Origin of the sequence: Pseudozobellia sp. WGM2 (assembly GCF_017810075.1) — a bacterium.
Taxonomy (GTDB): domain Bacteria; phylum Bacteroidota; class Bacteroidia; order Flavobacteriales; family Flavobacteriaceae; genus JADNYK01.
The window spans coordinates 404,119-424,277 of sequence record NZ_JADNYK010000003.1 but is presented as its reverse complement, the minus strand read 5'-3'; the positions used below and the strand labels follow the sequence as shown (position 1 = coordinate 424,277).

Genomic DNA, 20,159 nt, shown 5'->3' with positions numbered 1-20,159 from the left:
ATATTAATTAGTTTGAAAAGAGAAGAGCAAGAAAGACAAAAGCAGGTCGTATTTTTAGGAGAAGCAAGATTTCCGTATGGTTTTGCTTCTGTTCAACGTATGACATTAATGGCCAAAGCATTCTTGTATGAAGAAATTAAGCCTACTATCATATGCCGAAAGGGATCATGGGATCAAGGTACACATGCTAATTTCGAATGGCGTGGCACTTATGAGGGGATCGATTATATATACACCTCAAAGCAAGTTCATAAACCTAAGGGTTTTGTAAACAGAAATGTTCAAAAAATTAGAGGTGTTTATGGAGAATATTTTTTTCTGAAAGAACTTAAAAAAAAGTCTGGTATCGACATGGCTATTCTATCCAATAGAAAATTGTTTCATGTAATCAGGTACCTCTTTTTTTCTAAAATATTTAGTTTTCCCATAGCTGTAAATTTGGTTGAGATGGCTTCGGCCATGAACCACAAAAAAGGCCTTTTTACAAAACTCAACGACTATTTACTTGATAGGTGGGTTGTAAAGTTTTACGACGGAGCATTGCCCATAAGTGATAAGCTTCAAAATTATTATGCCGAATCGGCGCCTTCAAAGCCCAATTCCAAGCTACCTATCATCTGTGATTTTAAGAAATTTGAGATTAAAAAAGAATCGGTTGAAAGCTATTTTCTCTATTGCGGAAGTATTTTTTATAAAGAGGTTATCGAGTTTATTTTAGAATCTTACCGGCATCTCACTCCTAATACGGGTTTCAAATTGTATATGATAGTTAGTGGTGAAAGCAAATCGGAAGTTTTGAGATATCAAGATGAAATCAATAGTTCTTTTCCTGAAGCTCCTATTAAATTGTTCTCCAACATACCGTATAGTGAATTGGTAGAATTGTACGTGAATGCAAAGGCCTTATTGATTCCTTTAAGACCTACTTTGCAAGATGCTTCGAGATTTCCACATAAGATAGGAGAATATCTTGCTGCTGGTAACCCCGTAGTTACTACTGCTGTGGGTGAAATAAACACCTATTTTACAGATGGATTAAATGCTTTGGTTGCCGAATCATACGATATTGATGAGTTTGCTCAAAAACTAAGGTTCGTAGAAGAGAATGAACATCGAGCTGTCGAAATTGGCCTTAGAGGTAAGAAGATGGGTTTCGAAGAGTTTGATTACCACTCGCACGGTAAGAGATTAAAAGATTTTATGAATAAACTTTGATTCCAATGGTTTTTCACTCCAATTTGGAATTAGAGGGCTTCAAAAATAAAATTATGAAAGTTGTATTGGTAGGTGATTTTCCAGAAGGTGATAAAACCTATGGTGGTGTGCAGGGGGTTTTGGTAAATATGACCAATGCTTTTTTAAATCGTGACGATATAAAATTGGTATTAGTGTCAACAACTCCTGCCTGTACTTTTGAAAATTTCAAAAACAGGTGTTCGGTTTTCACAATCAATTTTAGAAGTTCCTTTTTTAAGGCCCGAAAAGATTTTGATTTCATTATCGAAAAGGAAAATCCCGATATAATACATTTACAGGGTGTCGTGCCAGGTGTATTGTTATTTCGAAGAAAGTATGAGCAAAATTTTGTGGTAACCCAACATGCCATCTTAGGGGAAGAAAGAAGACTTCAGGTCAATAAAAAAAGAAAGGTGCTTTTTCGATTGAAAGAGCTAACAGAGAATTTTTATCTGAAAAGAATAAAGAATATTGTTTTTATTTCAGACTATAATAAGCAAATATATCTTCGGAATAATAAAAGAGCTCATGAAGTGAATTATGAACTTATCGCCAATCCTGTGAACGATATTTTTTATGAAAATGAGCCAGTTTTAAATTACACATCATCGAATGATGTTTATTTCGTTGGTGAAATAAAAAAAAGAAAGGGGTTGCATTTATTGATTCAGGCAGTTCATTTGTTGAAAATTAAAAACTTACAAATTAAGGTACATGTCATAGGAGGATATAAAGAACAAGAATATAGGCGTGAGATTGAAGCTTTGATAAAGAAATTAAAAGTCGAAGATCAAATATTTTTCTGCGGATGGAAAAACCAAACGGAAGTTCTTGAATATGCCAAAGAAATTCCGGTTTTCGTGCTGCCATCCTATCAAGAGACCTTGCCTCTAAGCATTGCTGAGGCGATGAGTCAAGGTAAGGCGGTTGTTGCCACTAATATATGTGGTATACCAGAAATGATTGAACATGGCCATTCCGGATATTTATTTGAAAAAGGAAATTTTAATGAGTTGGCACAAATTCTTGAAGAAATTTTCAGCAATCCAGAAAGATTAAGAAAGGTATCGGCCAATGCCTTGGTTAGAAGTGAAAAATACCGACCAAAGAATGTAATAGAAAACACAATAGGTTTTTATAAAAAAGTTTTGGAGAAGGGTTAGGGTGAACTCTAAAGGCTTCGTTTAAATACAGCGGTTATGAAGGTTTTGTTATTGATAGAAAGTCTGACCTCGGGCGGAAGGGAAAGAAGGCTGATAGAATTGGTGAAGGGTTGTAAATCGTATCCTGACATCGAATTGGGCCTGATTGTTTTTTCTGAGAGAATCCACTATAAAGAGATATATGATCTAGATATCCCGGTTACCATTTTAAAAAGAGTTCCCAAAAAAAATCCTAAGGTATTTTACAGACTTTACAAATACTGTAAAGAGTGGAAACCAGATGTGGTACATTCATGGGGTTCTATGTCAACAATTTTGGCCATTCCAACTACTCAAGCATTGGGCATACCACTGATCAATGGCAGTATTGTAGATGCACCGGAGAATTTGTCCATTTTTAACAAAGATTATTTTAGGGCGCAATTGGCATACCCTTTTTCCAAAGTAGTTATAGGCAATTCCAATGCTGGCCTAATTGCTTATAATGTTCCTGAAAGTAAAAAAAGGTGTATTTATAACGGATTTGACCTAAATCGAATAAATAACTTGGAAAGCAATGAAAATATTCGATTAAAGTTTCAAATTCAAACAGCAAAAGTAGTGGGCATGGTAGGTAGTTTTTCGCCAAGAAAAGATTTTAAAACTTATATAAAGGCAGCCTTGAACCTAATGGCCACTCTTGACGATGTCACCTTTCTCGCCATTGGCGATGGCCCTCAACTGAAAGAATGTAAAAAACTGGTGACATCTAATTATAGAAAGAGATTTATTTTTACAGGTATCCAAAAAGACGTAGAATCTCTAGTTTCCATATTTGATGTCGGAGTACTTTCAACCAATACTAAAGTACATGGTGAGGGAATTTCCAATGCGATATTAGAATACATGGCACTTGGTAAGCCTACGGTGGCCACCACAGGTGGCGGAACGAACGAAGCTATCGCAGATGGGGAAACAGGGTTTCTTGTCGCACCCGATTCCGTAGAAGATTTGGTACAAAAACTAACCATGGTTTTGACGGATGATATTCTCCGTACCAAAATGGGTAAGGCCGCCAAAAATAGAATGGAAAAGCTATTCATGTTAGATCGAATGACCGAGCAGTATATTACCCTTTATCGTAGATATGTATAAACAAGGTCTAGTGTTGAGCATTTTCATTCGCTTAATCCAGAAAAAGGATTGATGGAATAACAATCTAAACTGTATGAAAGAAAAAACTAAAATTGCCTTTTTCGGAATCAAGTACTTTCCTTCTCGAGGGGGGACCAGTAGAGTTGCAGAAAACCTAATTCTTAACCTCAAAGATGATTTTCATATCACGGTTTACTGCTATAGCAATCCCAAGGCAAAAAATCATATAGCAGGAGTTGAGGTTGTTCAATTTCCTGAAATTAAAATGGGCAGTTTGGGTGTCTTTCTGTTTTATGCCCTATGTTTTTGGCATATTAGATGGTTCGGTAATTACGAGATAATACACGCGCATAAAATCGATAGCTTTTATTTTCTAAAAGGTCTTAGCAAATGTGGAAAGGTGGTTGCAACGGCCCATGAAGCCCCTTACAAACGTGATAAATGGGGAAGGGTGGCCAAGAAATTTTTTAAGGTATGTGAAAAACGATTCTTGAATTTCAAAGGTAAGAAAACGGCCATTTCCAAACCACTATGTGATTTTTATAAAGAAACATATAATGTTGATGTTACGTTTATCCCAAATGGCATCAACCTGTCCGAAGGTCGCTCTGAAGATGAGGCATTTAAGTTTTGGCCCAAAAATGTGGCTAAAGACGTTTTATTTGTATTATTTGCAGCACGAAGAATAATGGGTACCAAAGGTCTGCATACAATGCTGAAAGCTTATAAAAAGGTCAATTATAAAGGAGAAATTTTTGTTGCTGGCGAACTTGATAATTTCCCTTCGTACATTAAGGAAATTAAGGAATTAAGTAAGGGTCTGAATGTTCATTTTCTGGGCTTTGTCAATCCATTGACCGCCTTATTGTCTATGGTAGATAAGTGCGATTACTTTGTTTTCCCTTCAGAAACTGAAGGCATGTCAATAATGCTTCTAGAAGTTGCGAGTTCCGGTAAGTCGATTATAGCAAGTGATATACCCGAAAACACCCAAGTATTTGATGATAACGATGTGCTCTATTTTAAAAATAAAAATGTTGAGGATTTAGCTCAAAAAATCCAATGGGTAGAAGAGAATAGAGAGGACTTTGATATTTTAGGTTTAAACGCGCAAACCAAAGTGTCCGATTACTATACATGGGATAGAATCGCCTTAGATTATAAAGATTTATATAAAGATTTACTTGTCTAAAATGTTCATATAAGCTCTACTTGGGTACTCCTAAATGCTAAGATGATGTATAGAATCCCAATTTTATTAGTAGTTTCTTCAATAATAAATTTTTTAGCTTATTGGGGGGCGTTCGTTTACGGTAATCAAGACGATAGCCTAAAGATCGATTATAGCCAAGCGGAAATATTCGATGCTTTATCCAATCAGACTATGGGTGATGATTGTGAGACAAAGGGGGGTATGTCTTATGAAAAAGGTTTGAAAGTTTGGTGCTGGGGCGATATTGAAATACCGGTTTACAAGGGCAAAAGTTATTCTAATCTTTATCAAAACCAACTTTCCATAGCTTCTGAATGCAGTGAAGGTCAAGTTTCAATTGAGGGACACCGATTAAAGTTTGACCTCAACCCGATGCAACCCAAAGCCGGTGAATGGTGTTCCAATAGCTATAATATGAGGGCTGAAATCAGTACATCTCCATGGCTTGTTAAGCACCCCATTGGTACTGAAGAATGGTTTGGCTGGCGATATACCCTCGGAGAAAATTATATTATTGATAGGGCCAACCCTTGGTTGTTTTTTCAAATCCATGAAGGAACATCTGGTGAGGTTCCTTTAATTAGCCTTTGGAGTGTGAACCAAGGAGGTCCGGGTACAGGCATAGCTGGAGAAATTCATTTGGTGAACTCGGCAGGTGAAAACGCCAGTAAATATTATCCTACAGGACTGATTCCTAAGGCGGGTCAGTCTTTTGATGTGGTAGTACATGTGGTTTGGGGTGATGACAAATCGGGACTTCTTCAAGTTTGGATAGATGATAGGTTGGTGCATGATAAAAAACTGCGAACGGTCAGGGCTTCAAATCCTGTTGGGGGCAATGCCAAATGGGGAATTTATAAGTGGCCATGGCGTAATTTGACAGGGGTGCATAGTTCTCAAAAACAAGGTATAGAGAACCTTGTAACTTATATGGGCTCTTTGAGAATGATAACCAGAGACCCTAACGATCCTTCTTACCTTGAAAATTCTTACAACGAGGTTAATCCTAGATAATCATACTGCTTCTTTAAAACTATCTCTTTGTTTCCATTATTCTAAATTAAAGAGAAACACTCTAATTCTTTCTCTATGAGAATTTTAAAATTCGATGAACGGTAATTTTTTCCATACTAAATACTAAGTAGTAGCGTTTTAAAGTGACCCAAATCTTACAAAACCCTGTGGTTGAACCATAAGGGCATTTTATATTTTTGACTTAACACTGCCAATAATTGGTAGAGGGTTTTTGTATGTATTGGGTTGAACACTTCGGATACTAAAATATCGTGGTCCGACTTAAAAAACCTACTGCTATGAAACTACATCGAAAATATTGGCTTATATCTTTAACGGTTCTTTTGTTTTCCTGTGCTAAAGATGAATCCATTTTATTTACACAAACGGTTCTTCAAGAACCTGAAAATAAAAGTTTGACCGATACCGCAGACGAAGAAGTGATTAACGATGATGGTAACCAAAATTCTGGGGAACAAACAGAGATTGATGAAAAGGAGAACACCGCAGAGGAAGAAGGTACCAGTGATAACGATGGTGAAACAGGTTCTGAAAACGCTTCAGATCCGCCATCTGAGCCTTCGGTCATATGCGCAACTGAGGGAGGCATGGCTACCGAAAGCGGTCTTAAAAAATGGTGCTGGGGAGATGTTCAATTACCTGATTATACCGCTAAAGTAGGGGCGACATTTAGCAACGGCCAATTAAAAATAAGTTCTGAATGTTTTGAAAAGCAAGTGTCTAAAGAAGGTAATCGCCTCAAATTTTCGATTAACCCCACCTTTCCATCACCGGGTAGTTGGTGCTCTAATTCCTATAACATGAGGGCTGAAATCAGTACGGAACCATGGCGGGTAAATAACCCTATTGGAACTGAAGAATGGTATGGCTGGAATTATTCTTTTAGCGACGGGTATTATCCAGATACCGAAAATCCATGGGCATTCTTTCAAGTTCATGAAGGCACTTCTGGAGAAACACCCTTATTGGCCATTTGGTGTGTGAACGATGGAGGTCCAGGTTCTGGGGTTGCTGGTGAAGTTCATGTGGTTAATAATAGCAGGTCTGATAGAAATTATTATTTTCCGACCGGGGTAGTCCCAAAAGGGGGTGATACCATTGATATTGTCCTTCATGTCGTTTGGGGTGATGAGGGTAATGGCCTTTTGGAGGTATGGCTGAACGGTTCGAAAGTTGTTGAAGAGAACGGCAGAACAGTGAGGGCGTCTCACCCAGTTGGGGGCAATGCCAAATTCGGAATTTATAAATGGCCCTGGCGAAACGCCAATAGTGTTGAAAGTTCAAGTCAGATAGGTGTTACTAAATTGGAAACCTATATGGGAGCCTTGCGAATCCTTACTAGAATGCCTGGAGATGAAGACTATCTTGAAAATTCATTTAACTTGGTTTCAACACGTTAAATCAAATTTTTGTCATTTTTCAAAGAGCAGGATGCCAATTATCGATTGTATAAAATTTTAGTGCTATTTATAAGATTTTTAAGATGATATGGGTCGATATTAGTAGATGGTTAAAACCAATTCTCTCATTGCCTTAGGTTACTAAAATAAAGTTACATTTGTTTGCTCGTACATCGTCAATAGTTAAGGCTGCCAAGTAGCTGGGCTTGTATATTGTCGATGAAATAACAACCAAACCAAAAAAAGGGAATGTTATTCAATTCCATTGAGTTTCTTTTATTTTTACCTACAGTTTTTTTACTATACTGGTTCGTTTTTGCCGGTAGTCTTCGTTTACAGAATGTTCTTATTCTTGTTAGTTCTTATGTTTTTTATGGCTGGTGGGATTATCGGTTTTTACTTCTCATATTTTTATCTACAATAGTCGACTATATAATCGGTCAAAGTATTGATAGTACAGAGTCCAAAGCTTCTAGGCGTTCCCTATTGTATGTAAGTATGATTTTTAATTTGGGGGTGCTTGGCTTTTTTAAATATTTCAACTTCTTTATCGATTCTTGGGTTGAACTTTTAGATTCGTTCGGATATAAGGTCGAAGACACCTTTACCCTTCAAATCATTTTGCCTGTTGGTATATCATTTTATACCTTTCAAACCATGTCATATACTATAGATGTGTATAGGCGTAATCTCAAACCAACAAAAGATTTTATTTCCTTTGCTTCCTTTGTTTCCTTCTTTCCACAATTAGTGGCAGGTCCTATAGAAAGGGCAACCAATCTCTTGCCTCAAATTTTAAGTAAAAGACAATTCAATTCCGGCATTGCGATACAAGGTTTGCGATTAATTGTATGGGGAATGTTCAAGAAGGTTGTTATTGCCGATTCATTAGCGCCGGTAGTTGATAATATCTTTTCAAATTATCATGATTTAGATGGCGGAACCTTGTTTTTCGGAGCCATATTTTTTGCTTTTCAAATATATTGTGATTTCAGCGGGTATTCTGATATTGCTATCGGGGTGTCTAAGCTTTTTGGATTTGAGCTTATGTCCAATTTTAAGTTTCCATATTTTTCCAGAGATATTGGCGAATTTTGGCGTCGATGGCATATTTCGCTTTCCACATGGTTTAGAGATTATCTTTATATCCCAGTAGGGGGGTCTCGAGGGGGGAAATGGGTTTCCTTAAGAAACATTTTTGTTATTTTTTTGGTGAGTGGTTTTTGGCATGGAGCTAATTGGACCTTTATTATCTGGGGCCTTATTCATGCCCTTTTGTACGTGCCATCTTTTATTTTAAGTACTAACAGAAGATTTGTAAGCTCAGTGGTTGCTGAGAAGAATAATATTCCGTCTGTTCGTGAATTATGGCAAATGGGAAGTAATTTTTTCTTTGTTACCCTAGCATGGGTTTTTTTTAGGAGTGAAAGTACTGTTATGGCCTGGGATTACTTGAAGAGGATATTTCTTGACTTTTCATACCATATATCTTTTAAAGATTATTTGTTCTTTTATATTTTGCCTTTTGTCATTGTCGAATGGTTTCTTAGAAAAGATGAGCGCCTTTCAAATGTTAATAAATTCGTCTGGTTGGTACTTACCTTGGTTTTTTTAGTGTTGATTTTCGCAAAATTCGGCACCCAACAATCATTTATTTACTTCCAGTTTTGAAAAAGTTTATATCACATTTAATTAAGTTTTATCTACTTCCGATTGGGGTGGTAATACTTTTTTTTAGAACCCCATGGTCCTTGTTCCTAAATGAATCTAAAGAAATATATGATTTAGTCTCAAAGGCTATATCAACCGATATTAAGGCAAAAACAATTTTACTGGGTGACTCCGTTTGTAAACAGTTCTATTCCGAAACCAAGAATAGTGATACCTATTGCCTTTGTGAGAACCAAAGTTATGAGGTGCCCGGGAATTATCTTTTATTGAAAGGGCAAATCGCGAATAATCCAGATTTAAAAAGGGTGGTTTTACTAATTAATCCGGTTACCCTTACCTCATCCTTAAATCAAAAATACACTTACAATTATTTTATGAAGCCCTTTTCCCCATTGTTAGGGCACCTTGAACACAATGATAGGTCATACCTGAATACATTGTATCCTAAAGAGAATATTCTAACATATAAATTTTCAAATTTTAAATTGCCCGATTCATTGACCAATCAAACGGATGTAGGTAATTTGACCATTTCAAAATTAAATATGAAGTACATAAAAAAAATGGATTCATTATGTAATGTTAATAATGTTGAGTTCGTATTTAAAAGTCCACCCTTACCTTCAAATATGAAAAAGGATGTTGAACGTTTTGATATGAATTCGAAAAAAAGTTTGCTTGATTATTTCAGTTCGATAATGTATTACGATTCAATTCTTTCTTCTGATGGTATTCATCATAAAGATGCGCCAAAATATATTATGAAAAATAAAAAAAGCCTTGATAACTTGATTAACAAAAGCTAGGTTGGAGAGTAGAGGTAATTTAATTTGACTCATATTTTAATTTCTTAGCATTGTCTACTAAAATTTTAGTGCATTTCATCGATTTTTTTGGTATTTCGTAGGCTAAAAATAGACCTGCTCCCGTATATAGCGCGGAGAACGAATTTTTAACTTTCATAATTAGCCCCACAATTTATGAAGAACCTAACCCATGGTACATGGTGCCGATTGTCGTGTTTTGTAATTGCAACCTTTCTGATAATTATTTCATGTAGTAAAGATGTTGATACCCTAAGGAGTGCGGTATTGAATGAAAACAACCCTTCTATCAATGGTTCTTTAAGTGAAGAACCTATAGAAACAGATACTATTTCGCCAAAAGATGAGGCGCCCATTGAAAAACAAATTGAATATGAGATAAGAACCGTGGTTTTTCCTCCTGTCAATGATGCCTTTTTACAAAATGGAGTAGGTCATAACGATTCGATAGTAAGGTTAGAAGAAGGTAGGCGTACAAGTTATTTGATGTTTGATTTAAGTCCTATCGATTCTTTAGAGGGAAATATCGTAGCGGCAAGTCTAGAATTCACTATTAATACTGATGATGGTGATGGAGAAATATTGGTATATGAAGGGTTGAACAACGATTGGAATGAAATTGACCTATCGCTGGAGTCAGCTCCCGAAACTGGTGTTCAATTAGGTGAAGTGAATCAAGATTATAGAATCAACAACACCATTTTAATTGAATTGGATACCCTGGGTATTCCTGCTTCGAAAACATCACTGGTGTTAGACCACAAAGGCGGCGATGATTTGGCATTTGCCTCAAAAGAAAGTGCTAAGGGAGGTAGCCATTTGGTCGTTCAATATGAAGTGCCCGTGGGTACTGAAGAGATCGAATTGCCCGAACCTGTTGACACCCCAATTGCGGTGGAAGAGCCACAAGAGGAAGTTTCGGCACCTAGTGAACCAGAAGAACCCAAGGCTGAGCAACCATCTCAAGAAGTGCCCGCGACTGAAGAACCTACCGAAGAACCTTCTCAAGGTGATACTCCTCAAGAACAGCCAGTGACCGATGAACCGGTCGCCGAAGAGCCAGAGGAAGAAGAAACTGTCAGCGAAGAGCCTTCTCAAGAGCAACCAACGGCAGAGGAACCTGTAACCGAGGAGCCCGCTCAAGAAGAACCTATAACCGAAGAACCTGTAGTAGAAGAACCTTCTCAAGAGGAGCCAGCGCCTGAAGAGCCGGTTGTAGAGGACTCAGTGATTGAAGAGCCCGCCCCTGAAGAACCTGCTCCCTTACCACCATCGAATGATGCACCAACGGCCGTTGCCAGTGCAAGCCCTACCAAGGGTGTGCTACCGTTAAAAGTGGTCTTTAATGGCGATAATTCTTCCGATGACAAAGCAGTGGTTTCATATGCTTGGTCATTTGGTGATGGAGGAACGTCATCCTCAAAAAACCCTGAACATACGTTTTCTGAAGAGGGTAGCTATGAGGCAAAACTAGTGGTGAAAGATGCTGAGGGCCTTACATCCTCAGGTTCTGTTACCATTATAATTTCTGCCCCTTCCAATGAGGCGCCTATAGCTAAGATATCGACGAGCACTTCCTCAGGTCTGGTGCCTTTAGAAGTGAAATTTACGGGTAGTGCTTCTACCGACGACAAAAGTATAAAGTCGTATGCTTGGAACTTTAAAGATGGTAATTCTTCCAATACTTCAAACCCTACCCATACATTTACAGAAGCGGGGTCATATTCGGTAGAACTTACCGTTACCGACGAACAAGGATTGACGGATAAGGAAACCGTTACCATTTCCGTTACTGAACATGAAAATGAGGCTCCAAATGCAAAAATCAGTGCCAATGTTAGTTCAGGACAAGTACCGCTCGAAATTAAATTCACAGGTAGCGAATCAACCGATGATAATGGTGTCAAATCATATGCATGGAACTTTAAGGATGGTCAAACATCAACTGTTTCCAACCCTACTCATACTTTTGATAAATCTGGGACCTTTGCTGTAGAGTTGAAGGTAAGTGATGAACAGGGGCTTTCTGATACTGAAACTATTACTATTAAAGTAAATGAACCGGAAAATGAGGCCCCCATCAGTCGGCCAAAAGTAAATACGACCAGTGGTTCGGCACCATTTGAAGTGCAATTCGATGCAGAAGATTCTACCGATGATTATGGTATCTCCTCTTATTTTTGGGATTTTAAAGATGGGTCAACATCCAATACAGCAAATCCGTCGCATACTTTTGAGACTCCTGGTACTTATATCGTTGCTCTTACAGTTGCCGATGAAGACGGACTTACATCTACCAAAACGGTTAGTGTTGTCGTAAACCCTGCTGCCAATGAAGCACCCAATGCACAATTTTCTGCCAGTAAGCTTACAGGGGAAGCTCCTCTAAAAGTCGATTTCAATGGTAGTGCATCCACCGACGATAAGGGTATCGTAAATTATTCTTGGAGCATAGATGGTCGTAACCTTTCCGGTAGCAATACTTCATATACGTTTAACAATTCTGGCCCTTATAATGTGGTGCTAACGGTTATTGATCAAGAGGGACTCAGCAGTAGTCAATCAATTGATATCACGGTTACCGATCCTGTTACTATGTCGCAAATTCCATGTAGTGTTGGCGGCGGGTACGCCAATGACACAGGGAAAAAAATCTGGTGTTGGAACAATGTCAGTATTCCTAACTACTCCAATACAGACGGTTATAACTTTAGCAATAACGAATTAAAGATTAGTTCTGAATGCTATGAAAGACAGGTGACCAAAGAAGGTAATAGAATAAAATTTAAAGTAAGTCCGCAATCACCTACCCCTGGCAGTTGGTGTAATAATAATTACAACATGAGGGCTGAAATCAGTACCCTGCCTTGGAAGGTCAACCATCCCAAGGGAACCGAAGAGTGGATGGGTTGGAGCTATACTTTCGGAAACAACTATAAAATTGATGAAAAAGTACAGTGGTTGTTTTTTCAGACCCATGAAGGTACCAATGGCCAAAATCCCTTATTGGCATTTTGGGTCATCAGTGATGGTGGAGCCGGTAGTAAGGTACCCGGAGAAATTCATGTAGTGAACAGTACCGAATCTAAAAATAAATATTATCCCACCGGTATTATTCCACGAGCAGGACAAACGGTTAATATTGTTGTGCATGTGGTTTGGGGTGATAACAATGATGGTCTTCTACAGGTTTGGATGAACGGTAATAAGGTGCACGATAAAAAAGAACGTACGATTAGGGCTTCCAACCCTGTTGGGGGAAATCCAAAGTGGGGTATTTATAAGTGGCCGTGGAGAGATAAGTCGTATGTAGACCAGTCTGCTGCCCAGGGCATTCATACGTTGGAAACCTATATGGGAACCCTACGAATGATTACCAGAAGACCGGGCGATGCAGATTATGGTAAAGACGCCTACTCAGCGGTGGCACCTTAAGTCTTTCCTTAAAAACAAAAGGAAATCGTCTTGTATGCTTTACTTTTGGAAAACGATAATGTTTGCCGACTAGCCTATGATTTCATCAAAAAAGGAATTGCATTTCTACATCACAGCCGATAGGGTCATGGCGGGCAAGGCGGAAAAGAAGGCGCTAAAGGAATATATTACCGATTTTTTCAAAGCCGATGATATTTTGGGGTATCAGCGTTCCATGCGTAAAGTAGCCTATTATAAAAACACTTCGAAGAAAGGGCCAGGTTATTTCTATCATAATTGGAAGTTCAAAAAACTGGGCGTACGATTGGGCTTTAGTATTGGCTATAATGTATTTGGCTACGGTTTGCTCATTCCCCATTACGGCACCATCGTCATTAACGAACACACAAAGGCCGGTAATTTTTGTGTTTTGCATACGGCTACTTGTATTGGTGGGGAAGGTAAAAAAATTGGTGATGCGTTGTATTTGTCTTCCGGGGCCCAGATTATGGGTAATGAAGTGGAATTGGGGAACAATATATCCATTGCTGCCAATTCAATGGTCAATAAATCATTTGCCGGGTCGAATTTGTTATTGGTCGGAATGCCAGCTGCTGTTAAAAAGGAACTGCCTGCGTGGTACGGCGAATCCGGTAAATATGCCTCACGGGTAAAAAGAATCGAAGAACTACGAGCTAAGTTTATAGCCTAATTTGAAGGTAAAGATGCCTATTCGGCGGTAAGGTCTTAGTAAATAATTGTGTTTCTCTAGGTTGTGAAGAGTTAGGTGATGTATTATTGATTACTCATTATTTTTGTTTTGAGAGCATAGTTTATACTGAACTATCAAATTATATGCAATATAAAGCAATACTATAGGTACTATTACAATAAAATTTCTTCCTCTTCCATCTAATACAATTAGTGCACTGGTGTATAATAAGGCGAAAATTAGAGTTAATTTTATAGCAAAAGGTAGATTTAGTAGTCTTTTTTTATACAAATTGGTAAAAAATAATACTGAAAATACAAAGAGCAAGATAGAATTGGGAATCATGTATCCAAACATGTTTAAATTTTGACTTCTATACGAAAAGGGGTAATGAATAAAAAGCCGGCCTATATTGGCAACTGTATTCTTGACATATTTAAGGGGGTGGTTTATCATATTATCGATAGCCATCGATTTTAGTATACTATCTTGTTCGATATGGGTCAAATTTAATAGGGGAACAAACTTTTCTTTATGGTTTTTTGATAGCTGACTAAGATTAGTGTATGCTTCGTCTGCTTTATAGGTTGCCTCATCTCCGTATATCACATCTTCAATAGCAAACCAATTGCCAAATTCGTTTTCAAAAGGGGTAGATCGATGGTATAATATTTCACCTCCTGCGGTTCCTAAGTAAAATAACTTTCCGGTTAAGTTGTATGCATAAAACAGGTAAGGAGAAATCACTAGGACGCTTCCAATCAAGATAAGGGCAGCACTTTTCAGTGGTTTTCTTTTATTTTTCCAAATTAAAATTGCAATACCGATTAAAAAAATTGCGGCGAGCACTACGTGTAAATAAATGACTTTTATGATGACAAGTAGTCCTAGAAAAAGAGTGGAAGCCAAAACGTATTTTAATTCTAACTTTTCTTTTTGAAACACTTTGCATAAAAAAAAGATTAGGCCGCACATACTAAAAAATGCAAAGGTTTCAGAATACATATAAGGTAACCATCTAAGAAGTGGAGGGTACAAACCTAGAATAATAATGAAATTGATTGTGTACTTAGATTTAGAATACAGGTCAACTGTTTTTTTGAAAAACATCAAAGAGAAAAATAATAGAAAGGCATTTAATATTTTTGTATAAATCAGAGGTATTCCTAAACCTATGAAAGGGGCGATTAGCAATGGATAGCCCGGTCCATTTCCTAAACTGGGATTATCTTTGGCTTCATAAAACCCTTGCGTAATATTAACAGCGTAACGATAGTACCTACTTTCATCTCCTGTTAATTTGCTTTGCGAAAAACAAATAATTATTAGAATATATAGTACAAGAAGAAGGGGAAATACTATTTTCTCTTTGCTCGTGAGATAAAACATCAATTTAGAATTTGTTAACATTTCTCAGAATATTCGAATTCAAATGAAAAAGCTCATCGAAATAACGCTTTTTTTGCAGGGAAATAAAGCCCAAACTTAGTAATTGAATGGAAACGATCAGGCTAATTCCCCCAATAATAAAAGAATAGGGGCGTTGCCTAAATACTTCCGATACGGCCAAAGCGAATCGGTGTCCGAAATCATCGGCCATTCCCAGAGTATCCGGATACAATCTAAAAGCATCCACAAAAATATAGGCGATAATGTACAGCGAGGGAATCAGAATAAAAATGCCCAACAACCAAAAGAACATATAGGGTCTGAACATAAAGCTGTTCGCCAGTCCGTTAAAAATGCCCATGACGATCCGTAGGCTCGAAGTACGGGTATTTCCTAGTTTTTGTTGTTCCGACCAATCGAGGTGGGCCGGTATTTCAATGATTCTTGCGCGTAGCATATAGGCCTTGAGCAGAATTTCCGAATTGATATCAAAGGTGCTCGATTTGGTGTTGAGGTTGCGAATAAAATCGCCTTTATAGGCTCGTACCATTCCCGTGAACGTACAAATATCCAATCGCGAAGCGGTTTTCATCATAAAATTGACCGTTTTGCTGAGCCAAAGGCGCATTCGGGGCACGGCCGTATTTTTTCCGCCTTTCATATAGGGCGAGGCGATAACCATATCGGACTGGGTGGCCGTAATTTCCGCCAATAATTGCCCTACATGTTCCACCGAATAGCTCAAATCGATATCGAGTACGACTACATAATCACCTTTGCTATGCGCAAATCCGGTTCGTAAGGCCGTGCCCAAATTTCGATTGACGATGTGATGGTGAATTTCCAAATCATCATAGGTTTCCGCAAGCTGGTCGGCAATGGCTGCCGTTCCGTCACTGCTACCGTCATTGATGATCATGACTTGCCATCGGTATAAATGGTCAAGGGTCTTCAGGTAGACGTATAACTGGCCTACATTTTTCTCAATGATAGCCTCTTCGTTAAAGGCCGGCAATATAATGCTAACAAGGGGCTTATTCAAATTGGTTTGGTCTTTTGGTAAGGTCATGGTCGACTTTGTTTATAGTATCATTTAAAATCTATGGGGAAAGAGGGATGTATTCGTAAGAAAATTAAGTGTTTTGCCCGAAAAAAGAAGAAGAATTCTTATCATAAAATGATAGCATGGAATAATAGCTCAAAAATATCAAAAATTAGATGGGGTTATGCATACTATCGGTCAACTTTAAAATTTTTAGGTTAAATTGCGAAATTTTAACCAGCTATCATTTTTCTCAAAGAGAAAACAGCGCTTATATACTATGTATTGAATTTATACCTTTTATTTGAAATGTAGGAACTCTCTTTTTTTTTGGGGTCGTGGTCTGCTGCTTTGCGCGAACTTTTAATTTTTACGTAATTGGTTAGTTATTTATGTTTTTGCTATTTTTGAGAAACGATAGTTATTCATTTGAATACTTGTTCATTCTATGATAATAATATAACTTCACACCCTCCCCCGTGTTTTGATATTGTTAATTTTTAAAGTTGTAGATAGTCTAAAGCTTTAAGAGTTTTTATGAGTTAATATTCATTTAGTTTAGAAAACTTTGTGTTAATATAATTGTATGTTATGGAGGCGAATTTGACTGAATTTCAATACAAAGTAAGTAGAGCTCAACGAGTTCAGAAAAACGGGCACAATTCTTTTATGATACTTTTTACAGGTCTCTCGGGGGCTGGTAAATCTACCTTGGCGAATGCTTTACAAACTAAACTCTTTGAAGAAAAGGTGCACACCTATGTGTTAGACGGTGATAATGTACGCAAAGGCATCAATCATAATTTGGGTTTTAGCCCTGAAGATCGGTCTGAGAACAACAGGCGTATTGGGGAAATAGCCAAATTGTTTATTGATGCCGGAATCGTCGTTTTGGCAGCATTTGTGTCCCCTTATAAAAGGGATAGAGAAAATATGAAACGTACGGTCGGTCCTTATCATTTTTTTGAGGTATTTGTAAATACGAGTTTAGCCGAGTGTGAACTTAGAGATGTCAAGGGGCTTTATAAAATGGCTCGGGCCGGTCAGATTAAAAATATGACCGGTATTTCGGCACCTTATGAAAATCCCGAAAATCCTGATGTTGAAATAACTCAAGGGCAAACGGTAGAGCAAGCGGTAGAATTAATATATAACACGATTAAATATCGGTTGAGGCTAGACTGATTTTGAAATCGACCTACAGACTGGCGAACTATCATTGGAGTCCTTCATTTGAGGAACACAAATCTTTTTCTGGCGTAAAAATTAAAGACCGCTACAATCATAATTACCATGGTTTTGGAAATTACATACCAAATAGGTAGATGCTTGGTAAAAAGATATAATAGGATAATATTAATAAAAAAACCAATCCCCGATACTATAAAAAAGGCGAGTATTTCTTTCTGTTTAGAGTGCCTTCCTCCTTCAAATACAAATTTTGAGTTGAGTATATAACAAATGCCAATGGTCAATAATGATGAGAACACGTTGGCGAGATTTACTTCAAGCTTCAAGCTTTCTACGAACAAAATCAGTAGTGAGATGCCGATAATGTAGCAAATGCCCCCAACCCCCATAAAAGATGCGATTTGTTTCATATCAATTTCTGAAAAAATGTTTTTGGGCATCTTAATTCGCTTAGTTTCCTTTAATTCTAATGGTTAAGATATTTTGAAAACTATACGCTATTAAGAAAATCAAAGAAGGAACCGTTAAGAGAAAGTAACGCGGTTTCCCATGTAAAATGACAATTGCACCTGTATAGATGAAAAAATACAGTACAATCGCCCAAATTTCGTGAGGTACGTGTTTTCTGGAAATGTATATCGGATACGCCAGTAAAAGCAATATTGAAACTATAAGCATGTTGGGCAAAACATATCCATAAATATTGATACTTTCGATACGATATGAATTGGGGTGGTTGAAGAGTAAGCGGCCTATATTTGAGATGCTGTTTTTTAAGTATTTTATGGGGTGTTCTCTCATATTTAAACGGGCCTTTGCCTTAAAAGCACTATCTTTTTGAATATTGCTTAATCCTTCCAGTGAAAGATAAAATTCACGATGATTTTTACTGAGTTGATTGAGGGCAAAGTAAGGTTCTTTGCCCGTTTTTTGAGCTTCATCAGGGTTTAAGATTAAGGTTTCCGAAACCCAATTACCCCATTCGTTTTCATAAGGCGTAGACCTATGGTAGAGTAATTCTCCTCCTCTGGTTCCGACATAAAAGGGCTTTTCCGTAACAGTATAGGCATACCATATATAGGGTGAGCAAAACAAGAAACCTATTGCAAAGACAACTAGGTTCGGTTTTAATCTTTTTTTATTTAAAATTATATATATAAAATAAGCAATCAAACCCGCCACGGTGATATGAAAAAAGATAATTTTGGTTAATATCAAGGCTCCTAAAAAAATTCCCGCTGCCCAACGGTCTTTATTGCCGTTTAGACGGCAAAAATGATAGATAAGTCCGCAAATTAATAGTATGCTAAACGCTTCCGAATATAAGAAGCTCATCATTTTTAAAAGCGGAGGGTAGATTCCTAAGAAATAGGTGAAATAGTAAGCATATTTTCCTTTGATGTACAGGCTTAAGGCTCTGTGAAAATAAATCAGGGCGAAAAAGGCGAAAAAAGCATTCAAATAGATTGCCCAACTAGAAAGGTTTAATATTACGAACGGTAAAATAATTATCGGATATCCTGGCCCATTGGTAAGATCAGGATTGTTTGGGTCGGTGTAGTGCCCATCCCATAAATTTTGGGCATACGCCATGTACCTGAATTCATCTCCGAAAGGTTCGCTTGAACGAATGAAAATCAAAAAAAGGTAAACGATTAAGAACGGTAAATAGGCAATTAGGTCTTTTTGAACTTTCATTATATAGACACTTACATAGCTTTAGCTGTTTTTAAAATAATGTAAAATCCGATTAAATTCGACATCGGTCAACCTTTGCTTGTTAGGGTTTTTAGAAAACTTTAAAAGATCTAGGTTTTCTGAATTAATGTCAATTCCTAAGGCCATCATACTTACTTGACGAACAGTGAGAGAAGGATTTTCACAAAAATTTTCAAAAGACACCCTAAAATACCTTTCGGGGTCTATTTTTTTTCGCTCTTTATCAATAGCTTGGTTGACAGCATTTACTTGATTGCAAACATCATTAATATACCCTAAAGGATCACCGTTCTTTTTATGGTCTTTGCTCAACAGACCCCAACCGATTTCGTGGTTGCCCTGTACTTCTCTTCTTGACAAAATTAATGATTGGGCGACATATATAGGGTTTCGATAAATTTCAACAAAATATATATTGTTAAGAGACTTGTATAGGTCTGATGAACAAAGTGAATTACGGTTGTTCTTGTTCAAAAAAGGTTTTTTGGAAATACCGGACCATGCATTAAAGAAAGATTGCATATCTAATTTTGTATGTTGGTCAAGCTCAGCGGGTATATGGTTTCTGTCTTCGCCCAACCACCGGTTCCAAAGATGGAAAGCGTCGTTGGGCCCTCCTGAACCTGAAACACTGCCATAATAACTTTTAAATTTTTTCTTTGGTTTCGGAATAAACCTATTGAATGTCTTGTATGCCGCAATTGGTGAACGCTCGAAAGCAGCGATAAAATTACTGATATAGCTAACTGGTAGATAGTAGGCCAAGGTCTGGTACAAAAGGGTCGTGCCACTTCGAGAGCCGCCTAAAACTAGAATTATAGGTTGGTTTTCTTTGCGTTCAGCGCTTTTGATGATTTTTTTTTCACGATTTTGAAGTAAAAAATCCAGTGGAACCAAGACTTTTGCAAGAAATTCTCTAAGCAGAACGAAATAAGCAATCTTATTTCCGGAAAGAAGCATTCGCTTTAATAGGCCTATAGGGTCTTTAAAATTAGAATAGCTCATGATTGGTCATT

16 protein-coding genes are annotated in these 20,159 nt (G+C 37.4%); 11 read left to right on the top strand and 5 right to left on the bottom strand.

Translation table 11 applies throughout. From position 1 onward, the window contains the following. Window positions 1-12 precede the first annotated feature (12 nt). The 10 genes from IV512_RS08695 to IV512_RS08650 all read left to right on the top strand — a co-directional run bounded on the left by IV512_RS08695 (window position 13) and on the right by IV512_RS08650 (window position 13,802). Entirely contained in the window at window positions 13-1,215 is a 1,203-nt protein-coding gene (locus IV512_RS08695; protein WP_209402441.1) for a glycosyltransferase, read from the top strand. A 53-nt stretch (window positions 1,216-1,268) separates the two neighbouring features. Next, window positions 1,269-2,399 (top strand): glycosyltransferase family 4 protein, encoded by a 1,131-nt coding sequence (locus IV512_RS08690; protein WP_209402439.1) that lies wholly within the window; start codon window positions 1,269-1,271, stop codon window positions 2,397-2,399. A 36-nt stretch (window positions 2,400-2,435) separates the two neighbouring features. Continuing rightward, a complete protein-coding gene (locus IV512_RS08685; protein ID WP_209402437.1) occupies window positions 2,436-3,533 on the top strand; it encodes a glycosyltransferase in 1,098 nt (365 codons plus the stop codon). 73 nt (window positions 3,534-3,606) lie between these two features. Beyond that, complete coding sequence (locus tag IV512_RS08680; protein ID WP_209402435.1) at window positions 3,607-4,725, top strand: glycosyltransferase family 4 protein; 1,119 nt, start codon at window positions 3,607-3,609, stop codon at window positions 4,723-4,725. Between the two features lie 42 nt (window positions 4,726-4,767). After that, the gene (locus IV512_RS08675) at window positions 4,768-5,760 is read left to right on the top strand and encodes a heparin lyase I family protein (protein ID WP_209402433.1); all 993 of its coding nucleotides are present in this window, start codon (window positions 4,768-4,770) and stop codon (window positions 5,758-5,760) included. A gap of 299 nt (window positions 5,761-6,059) precedes the next feature. Further along, a complete protein-coding gene (locus tag IV512_RS08670) occupies window positions 6,060-7,181 on the top strand; it encodes a heparin lyase I family protein (protein WP_209402430.1) in 1,122 nt (373 codons plus the stop codon). Between the two features lie 249 nt (window positions 7,182-7,430). After that, window positions 7,431-8,852: an MBOAT family protein gene (locus IV512_RS08665; protein ID WP_209402428.1), complete on the top strand. Its 1,422-nt coding sequence runs from the start codon at window positions 7,431-7,433 to the stop codon at window positions 8,850-8,852. After that, complete coding sequence (locus tag IV512_RS08660) at window positions 8,849-9,658, top strand: hypothetical protein (protein ID WP_209402426.1); 810 nt, start codon at window positions 8,849-8,851, stop codon at window positions 9,656-9,658. The genes IV512_RS08665 and IV512_RS08660 overlap by 4 nt, the downstream gene beginning before the upstream one ends. 174 nt (window positions 9,659-9,832) lie before the next feature. Continuing rightward, the gene (locus IV512_RS19995; RefSeq protein ID WP_209402423.1) at window positions 9,833-13,111 is read left to right on the top strand and encodes a PKD domain-containing protein; all 3,279 of its coding nucleotides are present in this window, start codon (window positions 9,833-9,835) and stop codon (window positions 13,109-13,111) included. 76 nt (window positions 13,112-13,187) lie between these two features. Further along, a complete protein-coding gene (locus tag IV512_RS08650; RefSeq protein WP_209402421.1) occupies window positions 13,188-13,802 on the top strand; it encodes a serine acetyltransferase in 615 nt (204 codons plus the stop codon). A gap of 90 nt (window positions 13,803-13,892) precedes the next feature. Here the strand turns inward: IV512_RS08650 and IV512_RS08645 are convergent, their stop codons facing one another. Beyond that, entirely contained in the window at window positions 13,893-15,212 is a 1,320-nt protein-coding gene (locus IV512_RS08645; RefSeq protein WP_209402419.1) for a hypothetical protein, read from the bottom strand. Further along, the gene (locus IV512_RS08640) at window positions 15,196-16,260 is read right to left on the bottom strand and encodes a glycosyltransferase family 2 protein (RefSeq protein ID WP_209402417.1); all 1,065 of its coding nucleotides are present in this window, start codon (window positions 16,258-16,260) and stop codon (window positions 15,196-15,198) included. The genes IV512_RS08645 and IV512_RS08640 overlap by 17 nt, the downstream gene beginning before the upstream one ends. A gap of 564 nt (window positions 16,261-16,824) precedes the next feature. Here IV512_RS08640 and cysC point away from each other — a divergent pair. Then, complete coding sequence (gene cysC / locus IV512_RS08635) at window positions 16,825-17,418, top strand: adenylyl-sulfate kinase (protein WP_209402415.1); 594 nt, start codon at window positions 16,825-16,827, stop codon at window positions 17,416-17,418. A 44-nt stretch (window positions 17,419-17,462) separates the two neighbouring features. On the opposite strand, the gene IV512_RS20020 is transcribed toward cysC, so the two are convergent. The 3 genes from IV512_RS20020 to IV512_RS08620 all read right to left on the bottom strand — a co-directional run bounded on the left by IV512_RS20020 (window position 17,463) and on the right by IV512_RS08620 (window position 20,148). Further along, a complete protein-coding gene (locus IV512_RS20020; protein ID WP_371743284.1) occupies window positions 17,463-17,813 on the bottom strand; it encodes a GtrA family protein in 351 nt (116 codons plus the stop codon). Between the two features lie 61 nt (window positions 17,814-17,874). Next, window positions 17,875-19,122: a hypothetical protein gene (locus IV512_RS08625; protein WP_209402411.1), complete on the bottom strand. Its 1,248-nt coding sequence runs from the start codon at window positions 19,120-19,122 to the stop codon at window positions 17,875-17,877. Window positions 19,123-19,143: 21 nt separating this feature from the next. Beyond that, the gene (locus IV512_RS08620; RefSeq protein WP_209402409.1) at window positions 19,144-20,148 is read right to left on the bottom strand and encodes a sulfotransferase; all 1,005 of its coding nucleotides are present in this window, start codon (window positions 20,146-20,148) and stop codon (window positions 19,144-19,146) included. Between the last annotated feature and the right edge of the window lie 11 nt (window positions 20,149-20,159).

What these genes read in the sequence shown, in the direction of transcription:
- IV512_RS08690 (WP_209402439.1), top strand. Translation starts at nt 1,269, where the DNA reads ATGAAAGTTGTATTGGTAGGTGATTTTCCAGAAGGTGATAAAACCTAT.
- IV512_RS08645 (WP_209402419.1), bottom strand. Translation starts at nt 15,212, where the DNA reads ATGTTAACAAATTCTAAATTGATGTTTTATCTCACGAGCAAAGAGAAA.
- IV512_RS08685 (WP_209402437.1), top strand. Translation starts at nt 2,436, where the DNA reads ATGAAGGTTTTGTTATTGATAGAAAGTCTGACCTCGGGCGGAAGGGAA.
- IV512_RS19995 (WP_209402423.1), top strand. Translation starts at nt 9,833, where the DNA reads ATGAAGAACCTAACCCATGGTACATGGTGCCGATTGTCGTGTTTTGTA.
- cysC (WP_209402415.1), top strand. Translation starts at nt 16,825, where the DNA reads ATGGAGGCGAATTTGACTGAATTTCAATACAAAGTAAGTAGAGCTCAA.
- IV512_RS08625 (WP_209402411.1), bottom strand. Translation starts at nt 19,122, where the DNA reads ATGAAAGTTCAAAAAGACCTAATTGCCTATTTACCGTTCTTAATCGTT.
- IV512_RS08640 (WP_209402417.1), bottom strand. Translation starts at nt 16,260, where the DNA reads ATGACCTTACCAAAAGACCAAACCAATTTGAATAAGCCCCTTGTTAGC.
- IV512_RS08650 (WP_209402421.1), top strand. Translation starts at nt 13,188, where the DNA reads ATGATTTCATCAAAAAAGGAATTGCATTTCTACATCACAGCCGATAGG.
- IV512_RS08675 (WP_209402433.1), top strand. Translation starts at nt 4,768, where the DNA reads ATGATGTATAGAATCCCAATTTTATTAGTAGTTTCTTCAATAATAAAT.
- IV512_RS08620 (WP_209402409.1), bottom strand. Translation starts at nt 20,148, where the DNA reads ATGAGCTATTCTAATTTTAAAGACCCTATAGGCCTATTAAAGCGAATG.
- IV512_RS08680 (WP_209402435.1), top strand. Translation starts at nt 3,607, where the DNA reads ATGAAAGAAAAAACTAAAATTGCCTTTTTCGGAATCAAGTACTTTCCT.
- IV512_RS20020 (WP_371743284.1), bottom strand. Translation starts at nt 17,813, where the DNA reads ATGGGGGTTGGGGGCATTTGCTACATTATCGGCATCTCACTACTGATT.
- IV512_RS08670 (WP_209402430.1), top strand. Translation starts at nt 6,060, where the DNA reads ATGAAACTACATCGAAAATATTGGCTTATATCTTTAACGGTTCTTTTG.
- IV512_RS08665 (WP_209402428.1), top strand. Translation starts at nt 7,431, where the DNA reads ATGTTATTCAATTCCATTGAGTTTCTTTTATTTTTACCTACAGTTTTT.